The sequence below is a fragment of the Holospora curviuscula genome (genome assembly GCF_002930195.1).
Classification (GTDB): Bacteria; Pseudomonadota; Alphaproteobacteria; order Holosporales; family Holosporaceae; genus Holospora; species Holospora curviuscula.
The window spans coordinates 45,263-62,049 of the sequence record NZ_PHHC01000064.1; the positions used below are offsets into that span (position 1 = coordinate 45,263).

The following is a 16,787-nucleotide window of genomic DNA, read 5'->3' on the forward strand; positions in this document are numbered from 1 at the left end:
ACGAACAAACTTAACGAACAATTTTGACTTTAAAACGCTATTGACGGATAAAATGTTACGATGCCGATGACCTTGTTCATTATGCTGGCCGCAACAAAGCCGTTATCCCCCACAATCCATGGAAAAAAAATCTCAGAGAATTTGACGCAGATCTTTATAAAGAACGCACTCTAGTCGAGCCAATGTTCAACAAGTTAACCCATTTCAGGCGCGTTGCACCCAGATATGACACATTTGAACACGCTTTTTTTTCTTTCGTTCATTTTGCTACAGCACTCATAATTCTAAAGTAAACTCAAATGTCGACACGCTCTGTTACGTTTTCCAAAACAATACATAAGTAAAAAAACTCTCTAAAGGTTAAAAAATTTTGAAACCTTATAAAAAGCAATGTATTACTATGCTTTTATGCTTAATCTAAGGAACGTGTTGAAGCTTTATAATGAAAGTACGTAGAATTTTGTGGGTTATATATTCCAAGTCCCAAGTACTTTGAGAAATTTCTTGTAAACTTGTAGCCTGGTACATACTACACTGGATATTAGGCGCACAATTAACATTCAGCCCTAGGCCTAAAATACCCGCCCAAACAGAATGTTCAGTATGAAAGACTTGTCCCAAAAGACCTGAAATTTTTTTATGTTGCACAAAAACATCATTTGGATATTTCAGTTGGGCATTAATACCGTGTTCTTGTAAAACCTGAATTACAGAAAATGCCCCTATTAGAGTCAATTCAGAAAGATACCTTGGGTGAGCAAAAATTGGAAACAAAACAGATAAAAAAAGATTCCCTGCCGGAGACTTCCAAACTGAACCGCGCTGTCCGTACCCTTGAGTCTGCACCAAAGCTCTAAATACAACAGTAGTTTCAGGTATACCTCGTTCTGTATAGTAATCAAAGGCAAGCGCTTGAGTAGACACCGCTTTAGGAAAAACAAAATAAATCAATTCAAGTACACAAATAAGACATTGTAAGGGAAGCGGGAACGACGGGACTCGAACCCGCGACCTCCGACGTGACAGGCCGGCGCTCTAACCAATTGAGCTACATCCCCTATACCTGGTCCATTATTTCAGAAATATTTTTTCTTGTCAATGGAATAAATGCTCTTTTTAGAAAAAATCTGTGTTTATCTAGGCTAAGAATTTAAACAAGATTCATTTAAAATCATCATTAATTGTTTAGCTTTTTAATCATTGGAGAGAACGGTGTTGAATCAAAGCGCTAGAATCTCTTGGCTTCGAGCTAGTGTTTTACCACCATATTCGTTTGATCTAAACCCAACTGAAAAAGTCCGGGTTACTATGAAACGATGGATTAAATGCAACATCACTCAATATACTGCATTATACAATACCTTACTTCAATTGTTTGAACTATTATCTTCAAGCTAAATTACTATAGGATCTTTTTATACGTGTTTGACTCTATAGTACAGTATTTGATAATTGTTTTTAAGAATACTTACGCTTTAGGTTGGTGTAGTAAAAACTTTTTATTAATTTTTGGTTAAATCTACTTTATCCTCATTTTGTATCAAATTTTATTTAAATCGTGAATATAGGTTTTTATAATCAAGCGTACTTTTATAATTTAAATTTTATTGTTTTTTATAGTTTTTATTTTTTTTATATTTATTATTCATGTAGTTGTTCTATTTCTATGAATCCAAAAAGTCAAAAGTTTTTGACGCTTCTTTTTATTTTTTTTGTTTTATTGAGGTAATTTATTATTTTCTTCCTGAAATTTTTGCTATATGAATTCTGTGTTATTTTTCTTTTTATAATCCCCTCTTTTTGCACCGAATAGAATGCTAAGCTTACAAGATTTGGTTAAGGTTGGGCAGATTCCTTGAGAAAGTCTCAATTATACTATACCGCTTACAAACCAAATCGCGCCCTAAGAGAAATGGGTTTGATGTGCTCCATTCTTCGCTTAATTTGATTAAATTTTTAGCTTAAGCTCAAACTTTATTTAATGAATCAAGACTTTCTATAGACTAAAGGTATCGCCAAGATATACTGAACGTACCTTATCGCTTTGTAATACTGCTTCTGGGGTACCTTCCTTTAAAACTCTCCCTTCAAACATAATATACACACGATCCACAAGACTTAAAGTTTCTCGCACATTATGATCAGTGATTAATATTCCGATATTTCGTTGTTTTAAGCCACGAATCAGTCCTTGCACATCTTCAATGGATCGAGGATCAATGCCTGCAAATGGTTCATCCAAAAGCAAAAATTTAGGCTCTCCAATGAGTGCTCGGGCAATCTCTAATCGTCGTCTTTCTCCTCCGGACAAAACACCACCTACGTATTTACGCTGAGCGTTTAAATGAAAATCATTCAAAAGTTGTTCAAGATGAAATTTTTGATCTTTTATGGAGAGATACATACGTTCCAAAATAATCTTTAGGTTATTTTCTACAGTTAAATCTCGAAATATTGAGCTTTCTTGAGGCAAATATCGAATTCCTAACCGAGCTTTTCGATATAAGGGCCAAAGTGTCACGTTTTTTTCATTAAGAAAAATAGATCCCTTAGAAGGTAAGATAAGGCCAGACATTAATAAAAAAGTTGATGTTTTTCCCGCACCGTTTGGGCCCAAGAGCGCAACACTCTCTCCAGAAGATACCCGTAAGGAAACTTCTTGAACAATATGCTTTTTTCTAAAGCTGTACCATAGATTGTGAGCAAAAAAATCCATTTACTTTCTCTTTCGGTGTTTAAAAGAAATTCCTTGACCTACAGGAATTCGTAGTACAGAAACACATGCGGGAGAAGATTTTACTCTATAGCAATTTTTTTTTAAATCTAAAATAGCATTCTGAGTGATTCCAAAAGTTTCAGTACCTTTTGCTGCATGCACTGATCCAGTTAACCAAATTCTATCTAATATTTGATCATAAAACGCTTCTTTTGAGCTACTTTTCCAATCTTCATACACAACTAAAACATTACCTTTAGCGTGAGCTAAAAGTTTACCCTTTTTATTTAAAGAATCTATTGGAAAAACGGAGTTAAAAGATTGGGAAGGAGTATGAGAAAAGACAAAAAAAATTTCTTCCGATTGCAGCCATCCTTTAGCATGGGTTAAACGTGTACACCCCTTTGCAATACCTTTTTGAGTACTCAAATGATACCGAATTTGCTGGGCTTGCACAGAAACCTGGCGATCATGTTGAAAAAATTTTACATTCGTTGGAGAATACGATTGCGCTACAAAGGTTTGGGTATCAACATAAAATATAAAGTCATCCGCCTTTAGTTCGCTGGATCCGCGCCGCATCACAACATTGCCAGTGGCAATAATATGGTGAATTTCCGGTACTTTGTGTATTACAGAGTCTTTGAAGAAAATTTCAATTTTTTGACAAACGATTTGGGTTTCTCCTTGTTTAAGACACACGTCTCCCCGCGCAACACAACATTTTTTTTCTAAAAAAAACTGAACGTTTTCTCGGGCTTGAATCTCTATCGCAGGAATATGATGGGATGGTGTACACAGCACCACGGGGTATATTGCAATCCATAGGATAAAACTTTGATTTAATTTTATTAATTTTCTCAATGGTCTTCTTTTTTTTATTCTAAAGCAATAATAGAACAAATTCAACCAAAATCTTTCTAGAAGCAAGAGTGCTTTATTTAAATATTGTTTACTATTTCATGGGTGGCTTTGCTCAAAGAGTATGTCCATATCTATAAAAAAATTAAGAAAGCATTTTAAAGAGTCGCCAATTAATAGCTAGGAAAAAGAACAGAAATAGCGGTCATGGTGTGCGTACAACGATTAATCTTTTACTTTTATCACGTCTTTCACATTTTTTGAGAAAATTTTTTGTGTCTAGGTACTAGAAAGTTTCGACATTGCTTTTAGTCATTATATCAATTCCAGCAAGAAAAGAAAAAGTCAAATATAAAATATCAAGGGTGCTATCTCTGATTACTACAGTAATTTATATTAAAAATAGGATTAGATATATTATAGCAAAATAACTATAGAATAGTTATAGATAACAGCGAATAAATTGAAGAATTTGTAGAACGTTTTCTCTGTGTAGCATGAGCCCATCATTTCTCAATGAGATTAAGATCAGGAAAATAAAGCGGAAGGTAAAGTAAATTATGACCAGAATCCTTAATCATTTTCTGCATAGCTTTACCTTGATGGAAAGCAGCATTATCCATGACAACATCACTACAATTTTTTGGCTTAACAAGTCAATAGCTCTACAGAACCCGTACGCAGTCCAATGGCCCTTAAAATAGAGTCCTTCAAAGCGCTTATGCCCTTTGTTCTACACATTTGTTCTATTTTTGGCACCCCAATCCTGTTTTCCGTAACAACGTTTCCCTTTTACAGAATATTCGTGAGTTCTTGACATATCATGAGCAACTCCACGTTAATCAACTTTTTTGTTTAATTCATCACGCTTTTACTACAATACAGATCTTTTTTCTGGATCCGCCTTTGGAGGATTGAAGGTTTTTATCGCGAATACCAAGACGTCTCAGGGCTTTCAAAATGCAAACAGTGTTAACCCTAAAGCGCGCCGCTCGCTCTGGCTGATAGGTATCAGGATCTATCGTGATATCGTGTTCTAAACAGTCCATGTCAATTGTGCTGTCTGGCTTAGACCGAACTAAATTCGGTTCTAAACGCCTACTCCCTCTATAGTCTGCTTACCCATTTCAAAAACGTCTACCCGATTTCTTATAGCTCCCCCCCCCTTCTTTCTTCTTAATTTCTAAACTCTTACGACGAAACTCTAATGAATACAACATATTTAAATATTATTGTCTTTTATTTTATTATAAATATTTTTTACTTATTTCACTATATAGGTTGAGCAATAAAGAGACAACGTTAAAAATTAGACCCCGGTCTTTTTTAGTAATCCATACTTTACTTTTTCCACAAAAAATAGGCTGCTTAGCTTATTTTTTATGCCTGCTGCGGTGTCACATCACATGTTCTGAAAAAAGCTCTTGGACGTTTTTTGATGCTTGTTTATTTTATCCCCATATTATCTTACTTTTTTAACTGACTTTAATCTATTTATCTTAAATTTGCTCTTTACACACCAGGTTTATTACAAAAGTAGTTAATGCATAGTGTTTGCTATAAGACTTTAAGCCTTCAAGATTTTGATTACGCAAACAAAAACGTTTCTTATGGAAAATGAGTGGGAATTTGAGGTATTTCTGGAAAGCCCTGTTGGATTTCCGATTGTTGTTGCATTAATTTTTCTCTCAATCCAGCAGCAAAACAAGGAATAGTATAGTGATAGGATAATAAAAGTGCAGGAAGAAAAGAAGAAAGTGTAGAAAGTGCATCAAGAATTTCCTGCCTACCTCGGCCCGTATCTGACACGTCTTTGTGGGCCTCCAAAAAGGTTTTTAAAATGGCTTGCATCATACACCAAGTATAGGTATTAAGATAAATAAGATTTACATCCGGATCGTTAGGCATAGGAGGCATTTTTAAAATCATATCTTTACAAGACATAATATACCCAGATTCTTTTAAATTCGGCAACGTAGTGAGATCATTCAAAGCCTGAGGATTAATATTAGGAATATACTTTTCTGTTTCCTCCAGGGGGAGCATCTTATCATTTATCTCCAAAGCAAAGCCGTTCGTCCCCTGAAATATTATGAAAAGTAGCCCCAGTATTCCTAAAAACGTATACACTTGATCACCGTACTATCAAAACAAGATTTATTTATCATTTTGTAGTATTTTTTACAAAAAAACATCCATATATTAAAAAAATTTTATTTTTTTTGATGCGTTGAGATAATGTCAAGAAAAAAAAGAATGAGTAGACGTCTAGAATTCTTAAAACTTGAGAAAACCGCATTTAACATAAGGATTAGATTAAGGCATGACAAGCATTGAAGTCATAATATATTTTGTCTAAAAATAAAAAAACACTTCTATTACTACAAAAATCATCAAGAGCTACTAAAATAAGTGAATTCTACTATTTCTCAGTATGCAAATGAAGAAATAAGCTTGATCGAGTAGAGTAAAGAAAAAAGCTTTTTTATGAAAGGAAAAGCAAGCTATGCAAGAAATATTGGGCTCCTTAGGCTTATAGGAAAAATAGAGGAAAAACAAGACGGTTATAAACAATTATTGCTTCCCGAACTGACAAAGTTTTAAGTGTTGATATCTTGAGAAAAAATTCAAACTGGATGCGGAAAAGATTTTAGGTATCAAGGACCGCTAAAAAAACCAAAAATATCTTGAGATACTATAGATAATATTTGAACATTGATTACCAATACTCTCCATGCTAAGAGCATGACGAATCAGCGTTATGTAAAGCGTCAATAGGGACTTGATGTATTTAGGATGATCCTATACCTTGAGCTTAAAAAGTTTTTGCATCTAACACCCAAAATCTGCCTGATGGAACCTCATCAAAAGAGTTGCAAAAATCTTAATGGTCTCATACAAAAAGAAGTAGTTTCTCTTTGGTGAATTTAAACGGAAAATACCCTGAAAAATTGATCGTTCCGAGTTTGAAAAAGATAAAGGTTTACCAATACCTATCAACCTTAGATTTAGACACTGTTATATAGTAAATCATATCGTATTAGGTGCGCAAAAGAAGCGTACTATAGCCTCATATCACTGAGCAAATTCTGTAACTCTATCCTTAATGAATCGTTTCATAGCAGCCCAGAATAGCACAATAAGGCTCAGGTCAAACGAATATGGCAGTAAGAACACTAGCCCACAGTTAATCAATTACATCAATTCTTTTGTCTTATACGCATTATGGAATGAGACATGATCTAAAATCACCCCTTGTGCGGGGTTTAGCGCTTCAATTCAACACTTTTTCCCCTAATAGTTAAAATAATTCATAGTGCAAGACTCGTTATGGGTCCTATAGATTGATTATTCATGAGTCCCGCTATATTAAGGTTTTTTTTGTGATAATTATCACGCTTTTTACTAACCAGTGTTTAACTGCTCTTACCCAACCCTCTATCTTTTGAAATAATTATTTCTATACTACGCTCGTTACTCTATAGAAGACTTTCAAGCACTATATATTTTATTGTTTTTTGATATTTATTTGGCTTTTCTTCAGAAAACTCCTCAAAGAAAAAAGCTTTTTATCGCTAAATCCTAGTTTTTTAAGTCTTCTATAGCCAAAAGTAATGCTTGCACTAAATAAAACAGCCATCTTTAGTCATGGTTTATCTTCGTTATTTTCAACATACATTTTAGAAAATTTGAATTTATGGTTCTTTTTCTGCCTAATCATACTTTAGGCTTGATGACTTCTTCTTTTTCTTAACGTATCCACTCTCTACTTACGCTACTTTTAATCGCCGTAAGTTGGTGCGGTTCTTGTGATCATTGCATAATTATTATTTATTCTATTATTTTTTTCTTTAATTCTAAGCTTTATTGTCTTCTTATTCATATCTATTGTCTTTTTGTCATTTTCTGATAATTATAACACATCTAATACTATTTTTAAGATAAATTACTATATGAATACTACTTTATTCAATAGATACAAGACTTTTTTCAGTATTTTTTTTATAATTTCTAGATATCCATCTCACTTTTCTTGGTCTACTTCCCCAGAGAAAAAAGTTTTTATCGTTAAATTTTAGCTTTTTTAATACTACTGTAGCATATCTTTGGTTTGTCGTAAAATTAGCCCCAATATCCTTCATATTTAGTATTCTCATGATTTTTGACAAATAATTTTACTTTTGAATAATTCAGTTTACATTTATATTCTAAACTTTCTCCAGCATGTTAATTTTTTTTCTTATCTCAATTACTCTATCTTCTTTTTTTGTGTTTTTTGTTTACTCAGGTAATACTATTCTATTTGTTTAAATTGTTACTTTATGGACTTATGGACATTTTCTTTATTTTACCATGATTTCGCACCTAGTGCAAAATGATCTACTTATAGTAAATCAGGGCCACCTCATAAAAAAATTTTGTTTCAAGATATAGAAAAGTATGTCCTCACTCCAGCCCCCTCATTTTTCTGAACCTCTTGATTGATTGTCCTAGCATCTGAGCTTGTTCAGAGCTATATTCCTGCTTATTGCCTACCGTGGCGAGCGTTTTCCTTCCGTATTCTCTTTTGATCCTCACCAAATGACCTATCTACTACCCAATGTAAGGCCCAATGACTTCTAATATATGAGAGCATTGTTTCAAGAGTGGCTTCTAAAGAAGACACATACTACCGCGCTTCACTAGAACACTTACCTTTTATCTCACGAGCGGATTCTATCCGCGTAATGCTTTTAATAGAACGCCCATTAGGAGTATTTAAGATGAGCCATTGACTATCCTGACTTACCGAGCATTTTCTAACTTCAACCCTAGCGTTCCCCTTATCATAATTTGAGCAATATTTGAGCGCTTCTAAGGATGCTTTTTCAAAATATCGCGTCACATCATCTAAAAGATTTTTCTGCTTAGCTTTGAGAGAGAATAGATAATGTCCTCCTTTACCCATGGAATGGATCCTTTACTATTCAGCCAATCCAATAATGAACCTTACCTTAAATGGTTCACCCTTCAAGGCATTCCCTTATTATTTTTCTTTTTTCAAATATTTATTGTTACGAGGGGGCCCTGTATAGTCAATCAGATTGAATGTCGGACAAGAGTAGTGTACTATAAAAATAAAAATCTCTAAGAAACCATATAGTGTCTTAATACAAAAATTAACACTTCAAAATCATACTAGAAATAGTAAAAAAGATAAATATTAGATTAATTTATGCTTAATAAACTTGTAAGTATAAATAAAAAAAGTTTTTCTAGGGGAAAAGTTATGTTTTTTTTAGCTTGTTTATTTGAAATAAAGCAAGTTTTTTATGTATTTTCGCACCAAAATTTTGATCATTGCATATTGTCTTTCGTCAACGTTTTTCATTTATCCTGGGCCCTGCGTGATGGTCATCTTTTTTTAAGATTGCCAGCCAGTATCCCATAACAACAACTATTTCAGCTATTACTAAACGATTTTGTATGACCTATGTTCTGGAAAATCGTCCTAAGGTACCCCCCAGGCGCATCACTAAGTATAAAGCTTAAAAAAAGCCAGTTCTTTTTAGGCCTACACTTCTTTGTTGTGCGTATGAGTAAAGGCTGCTCTAATTTTTTCTAGAGTGTATCTCCAATAACTATGCTGACCATCGCTATACTGTTGATTTGAGTATACTAAATAAACTGGTTTAAAAAAGTCTAGTTTCTTCCTGCCATTACCCCTCCATCTACACTTAAAATAACCCCAGTAATCCAGCTTGCTTGATTAGAAAGTAAAAATTCAATGGCACTCGCTACATCATCTGGTGTTCCAGTACGTCCTAGCGGATGAAAAGTGGAGAAATGTTCTCTGACTTTTTCTTCATTTGTAAACGCGTTATAAGCAGGACTAGGAACGACAGCGGGCGCCACAGCATTAACGCGAATTTGATACTCTGCCAGCTCTATAGCAAGATTTTTTGTCATCCCATGAAGTCCTGCTTTTTGCATAGAATATGCTGTTGAAGGCGTTTCTTTAATAGCTTGTAACGCCCACATCGAGCCAATGTTTACGATACTTCCTTGATGATGATGCTTCATGTTTCTTACAACTGCTTGAGTAACAAAAAAGAATCCTTTATTAAAATTTATTTGGTCATCGTAATCTTTTTCAGTATGATCTAAAAAACTAATAGGATAAAAAAAGCCGGCACTGTTCAGTAAGTAGCGAATATGAAGACTTTGATGATCCACCTCTTCAATAAAACGCTTTACGCTGTGCATATCCTTTAAATCCAAAGCACTAGTGCGCACAGAGCACATCGGAGAGTTGACAGAAAGCTCTTGTTCTGCCTGAAAAAGACGTGCCGTATCTCTTCCTGTAATCCATATGTTCTCTACATGATGAGAGAGTTTTTTAGCGGCTGCTAACCCCATACCACTAGACCCCCCTACAATAAGCGCAACAGAGTTTGGTACCATAACATATTCTCACAAAAAATATTAAGCGATGAGAATGTATCACAACTTATGTTTGGAATCAACATATCAGTTGTTTTATTATTTAATTTTCTCGAAGGGTACCACTTCTCATCTGTGATAATGTCTTGATTATCTTAAGAAAGATTACCATGATACCCCCCTGTCCTCATTCTAGGGCAAAATGTTAGATTATTTTAAAAAAATGATTATATATGAACACAAATAATAGGCTCTTTCCCAATACGTTGACGAAAAAGTTGACGAATTTTGTTTTCAATACGGGGTTTTAGCCCCTCATCATAGCGTTCCAGCGCTTCTGGAGTATCAAAAGTAGGCTTCGGTCCATAACATTGAAGTACACGTTTACGAATTTCATTGCTCCAAACTTTTCGCTCATGGCGTTCGAACAATCCCTCAAAAGAAACAATGATCTGAATCCTATTGCCTTTACGAGTGTGGCGACTGATAAATACGATTCCCTTTTCCAGTAAAGCAAAACGTTCGTTCATTTCATTTCCATTTTCAGGAATAAGACGTTGTTTACCATCCACCAAAAGCTTTCCATGGGAAATAAACCCTACAACTTTTGGAATTTCTTCATCTAGTCGAAGTACCATACCATTTCCAATACATGCACTATGAGGAACTCCTAAAGATTTTGCAAAATTTGCGTGTTCCCGCAAATGACGCGCCTCTCCATGAGTGGGAATGCTAATTTTAGGGCGAATCCAACTGTACATTTGTCGCAATTCTTCTCGGTAGGGATGCCCAGAAACATGAATCTCTCCAGCAGTTTTACTGGTAATCACATTAATTCCTTTAGCAGTTAAACTGTTTTGAAGGGAAAATACAGCTTTTTCATTACCTGGAATAACGCGACAAGAAAAAATTACATGATCCCCCTCATCCAAACTCAGAAAATGATGGGTTCCGTTAGCCATAGCAGTTAAGGCTGCTTTTGGTTCTCCTTGGCTACCTGTTGCGATAATTAATTGTTTTTCAGGGGGAATGTTTCCCATATCTTTGGCTTCCAAAAAGTGCATATCCGGTGTAAAATACCCACAATGAAGTGCTGCTTTTGCAATGCGTTGTAAAGAACGTCCCGCCAAAATAGGAACGCGGCCCGAAGCTTTTGCGGCGAGATAACAACTGGTTAATCGTTCTACGTTAGAGGCAAAACACCCAATGACAACTCGACCTTGTGGTAGGGTTTTTACGCACGCAATTAAGCGGTGGGATACGTCCACTTCTGAACCGGAAAACCCTTCTTCAAAAACTGTTGTGGAATCACAGACGATAGCTTTAATATTTTGATCACCAATGGAACGCAATGTACGTTCGCAAATGCTTCCCCCTACCATGGTTTCGCGACTAATCTTCCAATCTCCTGTATGAAAAATACTCCCTTTTGGAGTCCGTACAAGTATTCCATTAGATTCAGGAATAGAATGGGTTAAGCCAACATACTGAATCTCAAAAGGACCAATTTCTACGGACCCCCCCACAGGAATTTCTTGAATATTCATGGCTACTTTAGCCTCTAACGCTTTTTGTTGTAAAAGAAATGCAGTAAAGGGAGTTGCGTAAATGGGCAGTGGAGGAAGCAAGTGATGTAAATAAGGCAGGGCACCAATATGATCTTCATGTCCATGGGTTAAAACAATAGCCTTAATTTGCTCAGGATGCGTTACCTCCAGAAATGGACGGATATCTGGAGCAATGACACGATCGGGAGTATGAGAAAAACTCACACCCAAGTCTACAATAATCCACTGAGTGAGTTGATCAGGAGCGCCGTACCCATAAAGGTTTAGGTTCATTCCAATTTCATCTGATCCTCCTAGTGGTAAAAAATAAAGCCCCTCTATTTTGTCTAAACAAGACAAACGGGGTACATCTTGTCCCCAGTGGGCTAATTGCTCATGGTGTAGCATTTTAGCTCCTTGTTATTGAGAAATTTTTTTTCTCTTTCTTGCTTGAATTGTACCACATTATATTTTTTTTGTCATTCAAATTTTTTAATAATTTTTTTTAAAGGGGTGTTATGGTGCGTATTTCTGAGAATAAAGCGGTTAGGTCTGTAAATTAATTAAGAATTTTTAAACTTTCTTCAGATTATTAATTTCAATGCTCCAAAACAAAGAATAGTTAATTTTTAGACTTGCTTATTAGAATGTTTTTCAAAAAAGAGAGGATTAAGTACACCACTTTAGTATATTAATTTAGCTTGAAAATGGGATGTTTGGAAGAAAATGACAAAAAGGCAATAGGAAACAGCAAGAAAACAATACAAAATAGATTTAAAGTAAAGTGAAATAGAATATATAATATTGACAAGCTTTGTATAGAGACGAAGATTTAAAAAGACAGAAGGTGGGGTAAAACAAATGAAACATTCGTTGGTAAGAAGCGTGGCAAAAAGTACAAAATACTCTCATAGTATAGCTGGATTAGTGAATCATCAATCTAAATAGTGCTCATGATGTTTAACGGATCCTGTACCACAAATTTAGGGAGAAGCAGTGTTGAATCAACGCTCTAAAATCTAACCTAATTATCGATCACACCTAATTCCGTAACGTTTATAAGACAAAAGCATTGATAAAATCGCTTGGCTTCGGGCTAGTGTTTTTATTACTATATTTTCCCAACCTAACCCTATTGAGAAAGTCTGGGCTCATATGAAACGATAAATTAACCGCAACATTACCTGAATGTACTAAATGATATAAAGCCTTACTACAATGCTTAATTACTAAATAAAAATAATTTGGACAAGCCAATAAATTTTGTGTTACTTTGCTTATCAAAAGATAAAAGTTTTCCTTGACACATCAACTTTAAGCATGCTATAAGGTACGAAATATAATTAATTTTTTTTATACTCACAATGCACTATGCAATTTTTTTAGGGTATTTTTTGGGCATTTCAGGCATATCATTTGGATTAAGTGATTCTTCTGCACAAAAAGCTTTGAATCCTTTAAACGAAAAAAATTTGGACCGAAAATGGATGGGAAATATTCCTTCTGTTCAAAAAAATCAAGCGTCTTTTGAACAGAAAAAAGAAAGAAATCAAGAGGGGGGATTTCGTCTATTGCTTTCAGGAAAAGCCAGCTTTGCAATGATTTTTGGACAGAATAAAACGAATTATACAGTGTTGTTTACCCCACCTTCTTCTAGTGGTATTTTTAATTTATCTGCGCTGTTTGGAAGCGGGGAAAAGATTTACTCTCACGCCGCTAAAAGTCAATTTAACGTTAATAATTCTCAATTTATGGTGCGCGCGGAACAGCCATTTTTTTCCAATGAGGGAACGTTTGCGGTTTTCATTGCTTTGACAGGAGATCCTGATAATAAACAGTCTGTGCGTGAGATTGCCGCAGAAATTGATACTTTTTACGGGACGTTGGTTTTGGGTAACACAAAAGGCGTAGAAAACCGAGCAGTGGCAGGTCCAGTGGCATTTTTTAGGGGAACAGGAGGTACAGACGGTGCCATGAGTCGATTTCTGAACCCTACCACCGGTGTGTACATGTTTCCCAGCATGAAGGGAGACACGGGAGTTGCCACGAAGATTATTTTTTTTTCACCAAACTTTGGAGATATCAAAGCCTGGGGTGCGGTTCAGTTTGGATTATCCTATACACCGAATACATCTATGGTGGGAGAAGCAAAGATGAACACTGCATTTAATAGTAAAGATCCTTTGAAGGCGTCTTTTGACATGCATAGCTTTGCTCAGTCTATGCGTTATTCTTTAGAGCGAGAATTATTTGGTATGGCATTATCATTTGTACGTATACACGGAAGGACGCGTCCTGCTATCCCTCAACAGCCGCTTTTAAACGTTTACCAAAATAACAGTTGGGATGTAGCTATGAATGCACATTATGGTCCTTGGTGTTTCGGTGTAGAATATATTTATAATGGACGCTCTGGGTTTTTAAAAAATGATTTGCCAGGGTTGACGCCTTACCTAATTTCGGATCTTGGTGTAAAGGAGGCGTTGCCTACTATGATGTATTCTTCAAGCTCTTCTGGGAAAAACTATACATTAAATACAGGACTGGGGTATGTGTTAAAAAACCAATGGGGAGTTTCTTTAGCATACTTAAGAACCGGTTCTTGTACTGGCTTTCTTCAGCCGAATGGAGAGGGAAAACCCATAAAAGCAAAGGGAACTGCTTGGGTATTATCTGCAGATCAATCTTTAGTGGATGGTGTAGATTGTTTTGTGGAGGTGGCCATAAGTTACAAAATGTCTAATCCTGCATGGCCTTACATGGGGACAGCGGGTGCAGCATTGACGAAGCTTCCTTTTCCTACTACTCCAAGCAATTCTGCTGCTGCAATACTGTCTGGATTAAAAGTAAAATTTTAGAAAATCTATTAGATTTTGGAGGATAGCGATGAAAGTCGGGATAAAAAAAATTGATCTTGTGACTAAAATAGCCGAGGCCAGTGGGCTCAGTAAAGCTACAGTAAATCAAGTATTGGATCAATTTCTAGAAGCAGTGACCGAAACATTAAAAGAAGGAAATTCTGTGCGATTAACAGGATTTGGATCCTTTTTATCACGATTAAGACCAGAAATGATCGCTAGAAATCCAAAAACTGGAACTCCTGTTACTGTTCCCGCGGTACATGTTCCAGTTTTTCGTCCAGGAAAGCATTTAAAGTCTGCGCTTTCAGCCTCTTTAGTAAAAAATGTAAAAAAGTTTTAAAGTTTATTGCATCGTTTTTTTATGATTCAGATTGTAAAACAAAAAATTTTCTGTTGTGGAGAGCTATATTGGTGCATGCTATGGAAAGAAATAATTCATCAGATTTTTCCTGAAATTATTTTTATTTTTGCTCAAACCATAGAAGAGCTAGAAGAAAGTTGGAAAAATAAATCTGTTCTAGTACGTATTTACTTAGTAGAAAATTGCTTGACTTGGGAAGATTGGATTTCTAAAAAATTTTATAAACTACCCGAATTTTTTTCAGTGTTTTTGGGGGAGTTCACTACTCTTCAAGAAAAAGTGGGATATGTTTTAAAAGAATTTTCTCTCTATCACAAGACCTTGATTACAAAAGAAGGATTTTTTTTTACTTTGAGAGAAAAAGAGTATAAAATTCTTATTCATTTTCTTCACCAATATCAAAAAAAGGTCCACAAAGAAGAGCTTTTGCAGAAAATTTGGCAATACACCGTATCTGTAGAAACCTATACCTTAGAAACTCATATTGGACAACTAAATAAAAAACTAAAGTTATGTAATCATCGGATCCTAAGAGAAGAAGATTATTTTTTGCTTATTCCTTCTAATAGTTTATAACATTGAAATCAAATCTCCTAAGGACGAACGCCAACTATATTGACAGCAACACTTTAGGAGTAAAAATATTTATTAACGAGATATTTAAAATCGTTCTGTGAGAATTTTTACGATTTTTTTTCCTCTTCTAATACAAAATTTTACATAGCCAGAAATTCTTGCAAAAAGAGTATGGTCTTTTCCTTGGCTAACATTTAATCCGGGATGAACTCTTGTTCCTCTTTGACGTAAAATAATTGTACCAGCGTTAACTGCCTGTCCGTCAAATCTTTTAACGCCCAAGCGACGTCCAGAAGAATCACGACCATTGCGCGCTGTTCCACTTCCTTTTTTTTGTGCCATTTTATTCCTCTCTTATCACATACTTCAAATCTACCATTAAGCCGTTACAGATTCAATACGAATACGTGTCAAAATTTGTCTATGTCCACGCTTTCTTCGATAGTTATGACGACGATTCTTTTTAAAGATTAAAACTTTTTTTGTTTTTACTTCTCCAAGAGATGTTGCTATAATCTTTGCAGGTGATATTTCTTCTTCAGCGTTCACCGCCCACCCTTGAAAATTCAATGCATCGCCAATATCACAGGATAAACGCTCCACATCCAAAAACCGTCCTTGTTCAACGCGGTATTGCTTTCCCCCAGTTTTTAAAACTACGTACATGTATCTAACCAAATTTTTCTTTCATCATAACACGCAGCGTATCCTAAGACAAGGCTGCAGAAAGATTAACTAGAGTCTAAGTGTGAAAATTTTCTTGATAATAACTAAACCAGTACAAAAAGCTTCTAATATTGACTGGTTAACACCAGTCACATTTTTACTTAGAGACTATAGACTCATAATTTTTTCATCGTTCAAAGAATAGTTACATTGAACAAATGGGATATCGTCAATCCGTCAATCATATTGGATTAGGTGTAGAAAAGCACTGTTTTAAAAGTAGTGTAGAAATGCGCACACTCAGTAATTTTATCTTTAATCCATCGCTTCATATTGGCCCAAAATTTTTTTCTATCGGGTCTAGATCTAGTGAATAAGGAGGAAATTACCCTCAAAGCAATAGATTCAATGAATTTTTGCATTTTTTGAGAGTTGTGAAAAAAAGCGTTATTCGTAACTACAATTTGGTCCTTTTTTAGCACTTTGATCAAAAAATTTTCTACCCAATGATTTAAAACGTTCAGTGTTGTAAAAGTTTGCAGGTAGCATTGATATTATGATTTATTAGAGTCTGTATTTATGGATGAGCGATCCGCCTTAACAAGCGCATAGAATGCGCGATCATCGCTCTATTTTCTGCTACAGCCATTTCGTACGCTTTAGACAATCTTAGATAATGATTGAGCCAAGCCAAGGTTCGTTCAACGACTCATCTTTTGGCAAATACCGCCCATCCTGGGGTTCTGAAATTTCAATTGTCTTGTTAAGACCGTTTC

The 16,787-nt window shown here is 35.1% G+C and carries 15 protein-coding genes and 1 tRNA gene; 4 read left to right on the forward strand and 12 right to left on the reverse strand.

Annotated features, from left to right (window positions below; all coding sequences use genetic code 11):
* Positions 1 to 417 precede the first annotated feature (417 nt).
* The 10 genes from HCUR_RS01195 to HCUR_RS01250 all read right to left on the reverse strand — a co-directional run bounded on the left by HCUR_RS01195 (position 418) and on the right by HCUR_RS01250 (position 11,955).
* Positions 418 to 951 carry a biotin--[acetyl-CoA-carboxylase] ligase gene (locus tag HCUR_RS01195; protein ID WP_165780610.1) on the reverse strand — a complete coding sequence of 178 codons (534 nt, stop codon included), beginning with the start codon at positions 949 to 951 and terminating at the stop codon, positions 418 to 420.
* 33 nt (positions 952 to 984) lie between these two features.
* Positions 985 to 1,058, reverse strand: a tRNA-Asp gene (locus HCUR_RS01200).
* A gap of 938 nt (positions 1,059 to 1,996) precedes the next feature.
* Complete coding sequence (lptB, locus tag HCUR_RS01205; RefSeq protein WP_104206379.1) at positions 1,997 to 2,716, reverse strand: LPS export ABC transporter ATP-binding protein; 720 nt, start codon at positions 2,714 to 2,716, stop codon at positions 1,997 to 1,999.
* On the reverse strand, positions 2,717 to 3,580 hold the full coding sequence (locus HCUR_RS01210) for an LptA/OstA family protein (RefSeq protein ID WP_104206380.1): 864 nt from the start codon (positions 3,578 to 3,580) through the stop codon (positions 2,717 to 2,719). It abuts the gene before it with no gap.
* Between the two features lie 503 nt (positions 3,581 to 4,083).
* The gene (locus tag HCUR_RS01215) at positions 4,084 to 4,200 is read right to left on the reverse strand and encodes a transposase (RefSeq protein ID WP_104206381.1); all 117 of its coding nucleotides are present in this window, start codon (positions 4,198 to 4,200) and stop codon (positions 4,084 to 4,086) included.
* A 240-nt stretch (positions 4,201 to 4,440) separates the two neighbouring features.
* Positions 4,441 to 4,626, reverse strand: coding sequence for a hypothetical protein (locus HCUR_RS01220; protein ID WP_104206382.1), 186 nt, complete (start codon positions 4,624 to 4,626; stop codon positions 4,441 to 4,443).
* Between the two features lie 559 nt (positions 4,627 to 5,185).
* The gene (locus HCUR_RS01225) at positions 5,186 to 5,641 is read right to left on the reverse strand and encodes a hypothetical protein (RefSeq protein WP_129591816.1); all 456 of its coding nucleotides are present in this window, start codon (positions 5,639 to 5,641) and stop codon (positions 5,186 to 5,188) included.
* Between the two features lie 2,605 nt (positions 5,642 to 8,246).
* Positions 8,247 to 8,525 carry a hypothetical protein gene (locus tag HCUR_RS01235; RefSeq protein ID WP_104206385.1) on the reverse strand — a complete coding sequence of 93 codons (279 nt, stop codon included), beginning with the start codon at positions 8,523 to 8,525 and terminating at the stop codon, positions 8,247 to 8,249.
* 734 nt (positions 8,526 to 9,259) lie between these two features.
* Positions 9,260 to 10,021 (reverse strand): SDR family NAD(P)-dependent oxidoreductase, encoded by a 762-nt coding sequence (locus tag HCUR_RS01245; RefSeq protein ID WP_104206387.1) that lies wholly within the window; start codon positions 10,019 to 10,021, stop codon positions 9,260 to 9,262.
* 206 nt (positions 10,022 to 10,227) lie between these two features.
* Positions 10,228 to 11,955: a ribonuclease J gene (locus tag HCUR_RS01250; RefSeq protein ID WP_104206388.1), complete on the reverse strand. Its 1,728-nt coding sequence runs from the start codon at positions 11,953 to 11,955 to the stop codon at positions 10,228 to 10,230.
* Positions 11,956 to 12,911: 956 nt separating this feature from the next.
* Here HCUR_RS01250 and HCUR_RS01255 point away from each other — a divergent pair.
* The 3 genes from HCUR_RS01255 to HCUR_RS01265 are packed head-to-tail and all read left to right on the forward strand — an operon-like array spanning position 12,912 to position 15,345.
* Positions 12,912 to 14,405 (forward strand): hypothetical protein, encoded by a 1,494-nt coding sequence (locus HCUR_RS01255; RefSeq protein ID WP_104206389.1) that lies wholly within the window; start codon positions 12,912 to 12,914, stop codon positions 14,403 to 14,405.
* 28 nt (positions 14,406 to 14,433) lie between these two features.
* Positions 14,434 to 14,748 carry an HU family DNA-binding protein gene (locus tag HCUR_RS01260; RefSeq protein WP_207760851.1) on the forward strand — a complete coding sequence of 105 codons (315 nt, stop codon included), beginning with the start codon at positions 14,434 to 14,436 and terminating at the stop codon, positions 14,746 to 14,748.
* Between the two features lie 21 nt (positions 14,749 to 14,769).
* The gene (locus HCUR_RS01265) at positions 14,770 to 15,345 is read left to right on the forward strand and encodes a helix-turn-helix domain-containing protein (protein ID WP_104206390.1); all 576 of its coding nucleotides are present in this window, start codon (positions 14,770 to 14,772) and stop codon (positions 15,343 to 15,345) included.
* A gap of 84 nt (positions 15,346 to 15,429) precedes the next feature.
* Here the strand turns inward: HCUR_RS01265 and rpmA are convergent, their stop codons facing one another.
* A complete protein-coding gene (gene rpmA, locus HCUR_RS01270; protein ID WP_104206391.1) occupies positions 15,430 to 15,687 on the reverse strand; it encodes a 50S ribosomal protein L27 in 258 nt (85 codons plus the stop codon).
* Positions 15,688 to 15,723: 36 nt separating this feature from the next.
* Entirely contained in the window at positions 15,724 to 16,011 is a 288-nt protein-coding gene (rplU, locus tag HCUR_RS01275) for a 50S ribosomal protein L21 (RefSeq protein WP_104206392.1), read from the reverse strand.
* 218 nt (positions 16,012 to 16,229) lie between these two features.
* Here rplU and HCUR_RS08140 point away from each other — a divergent pair, with 218 nt between their 5' ends.
* A complete protein-coding gene (locus HCUR_RS08140) occupies positions 16,230 to 16,388 on the forward strand; it encodes a hypothetical protein (RefSeq protein ID WP_165780612.1) in 159 nt (52 codons plus the stop codon).
* The last annotated feature ends 399 nt before the right edge of the window (positions 16,389 to 16,787 follow it).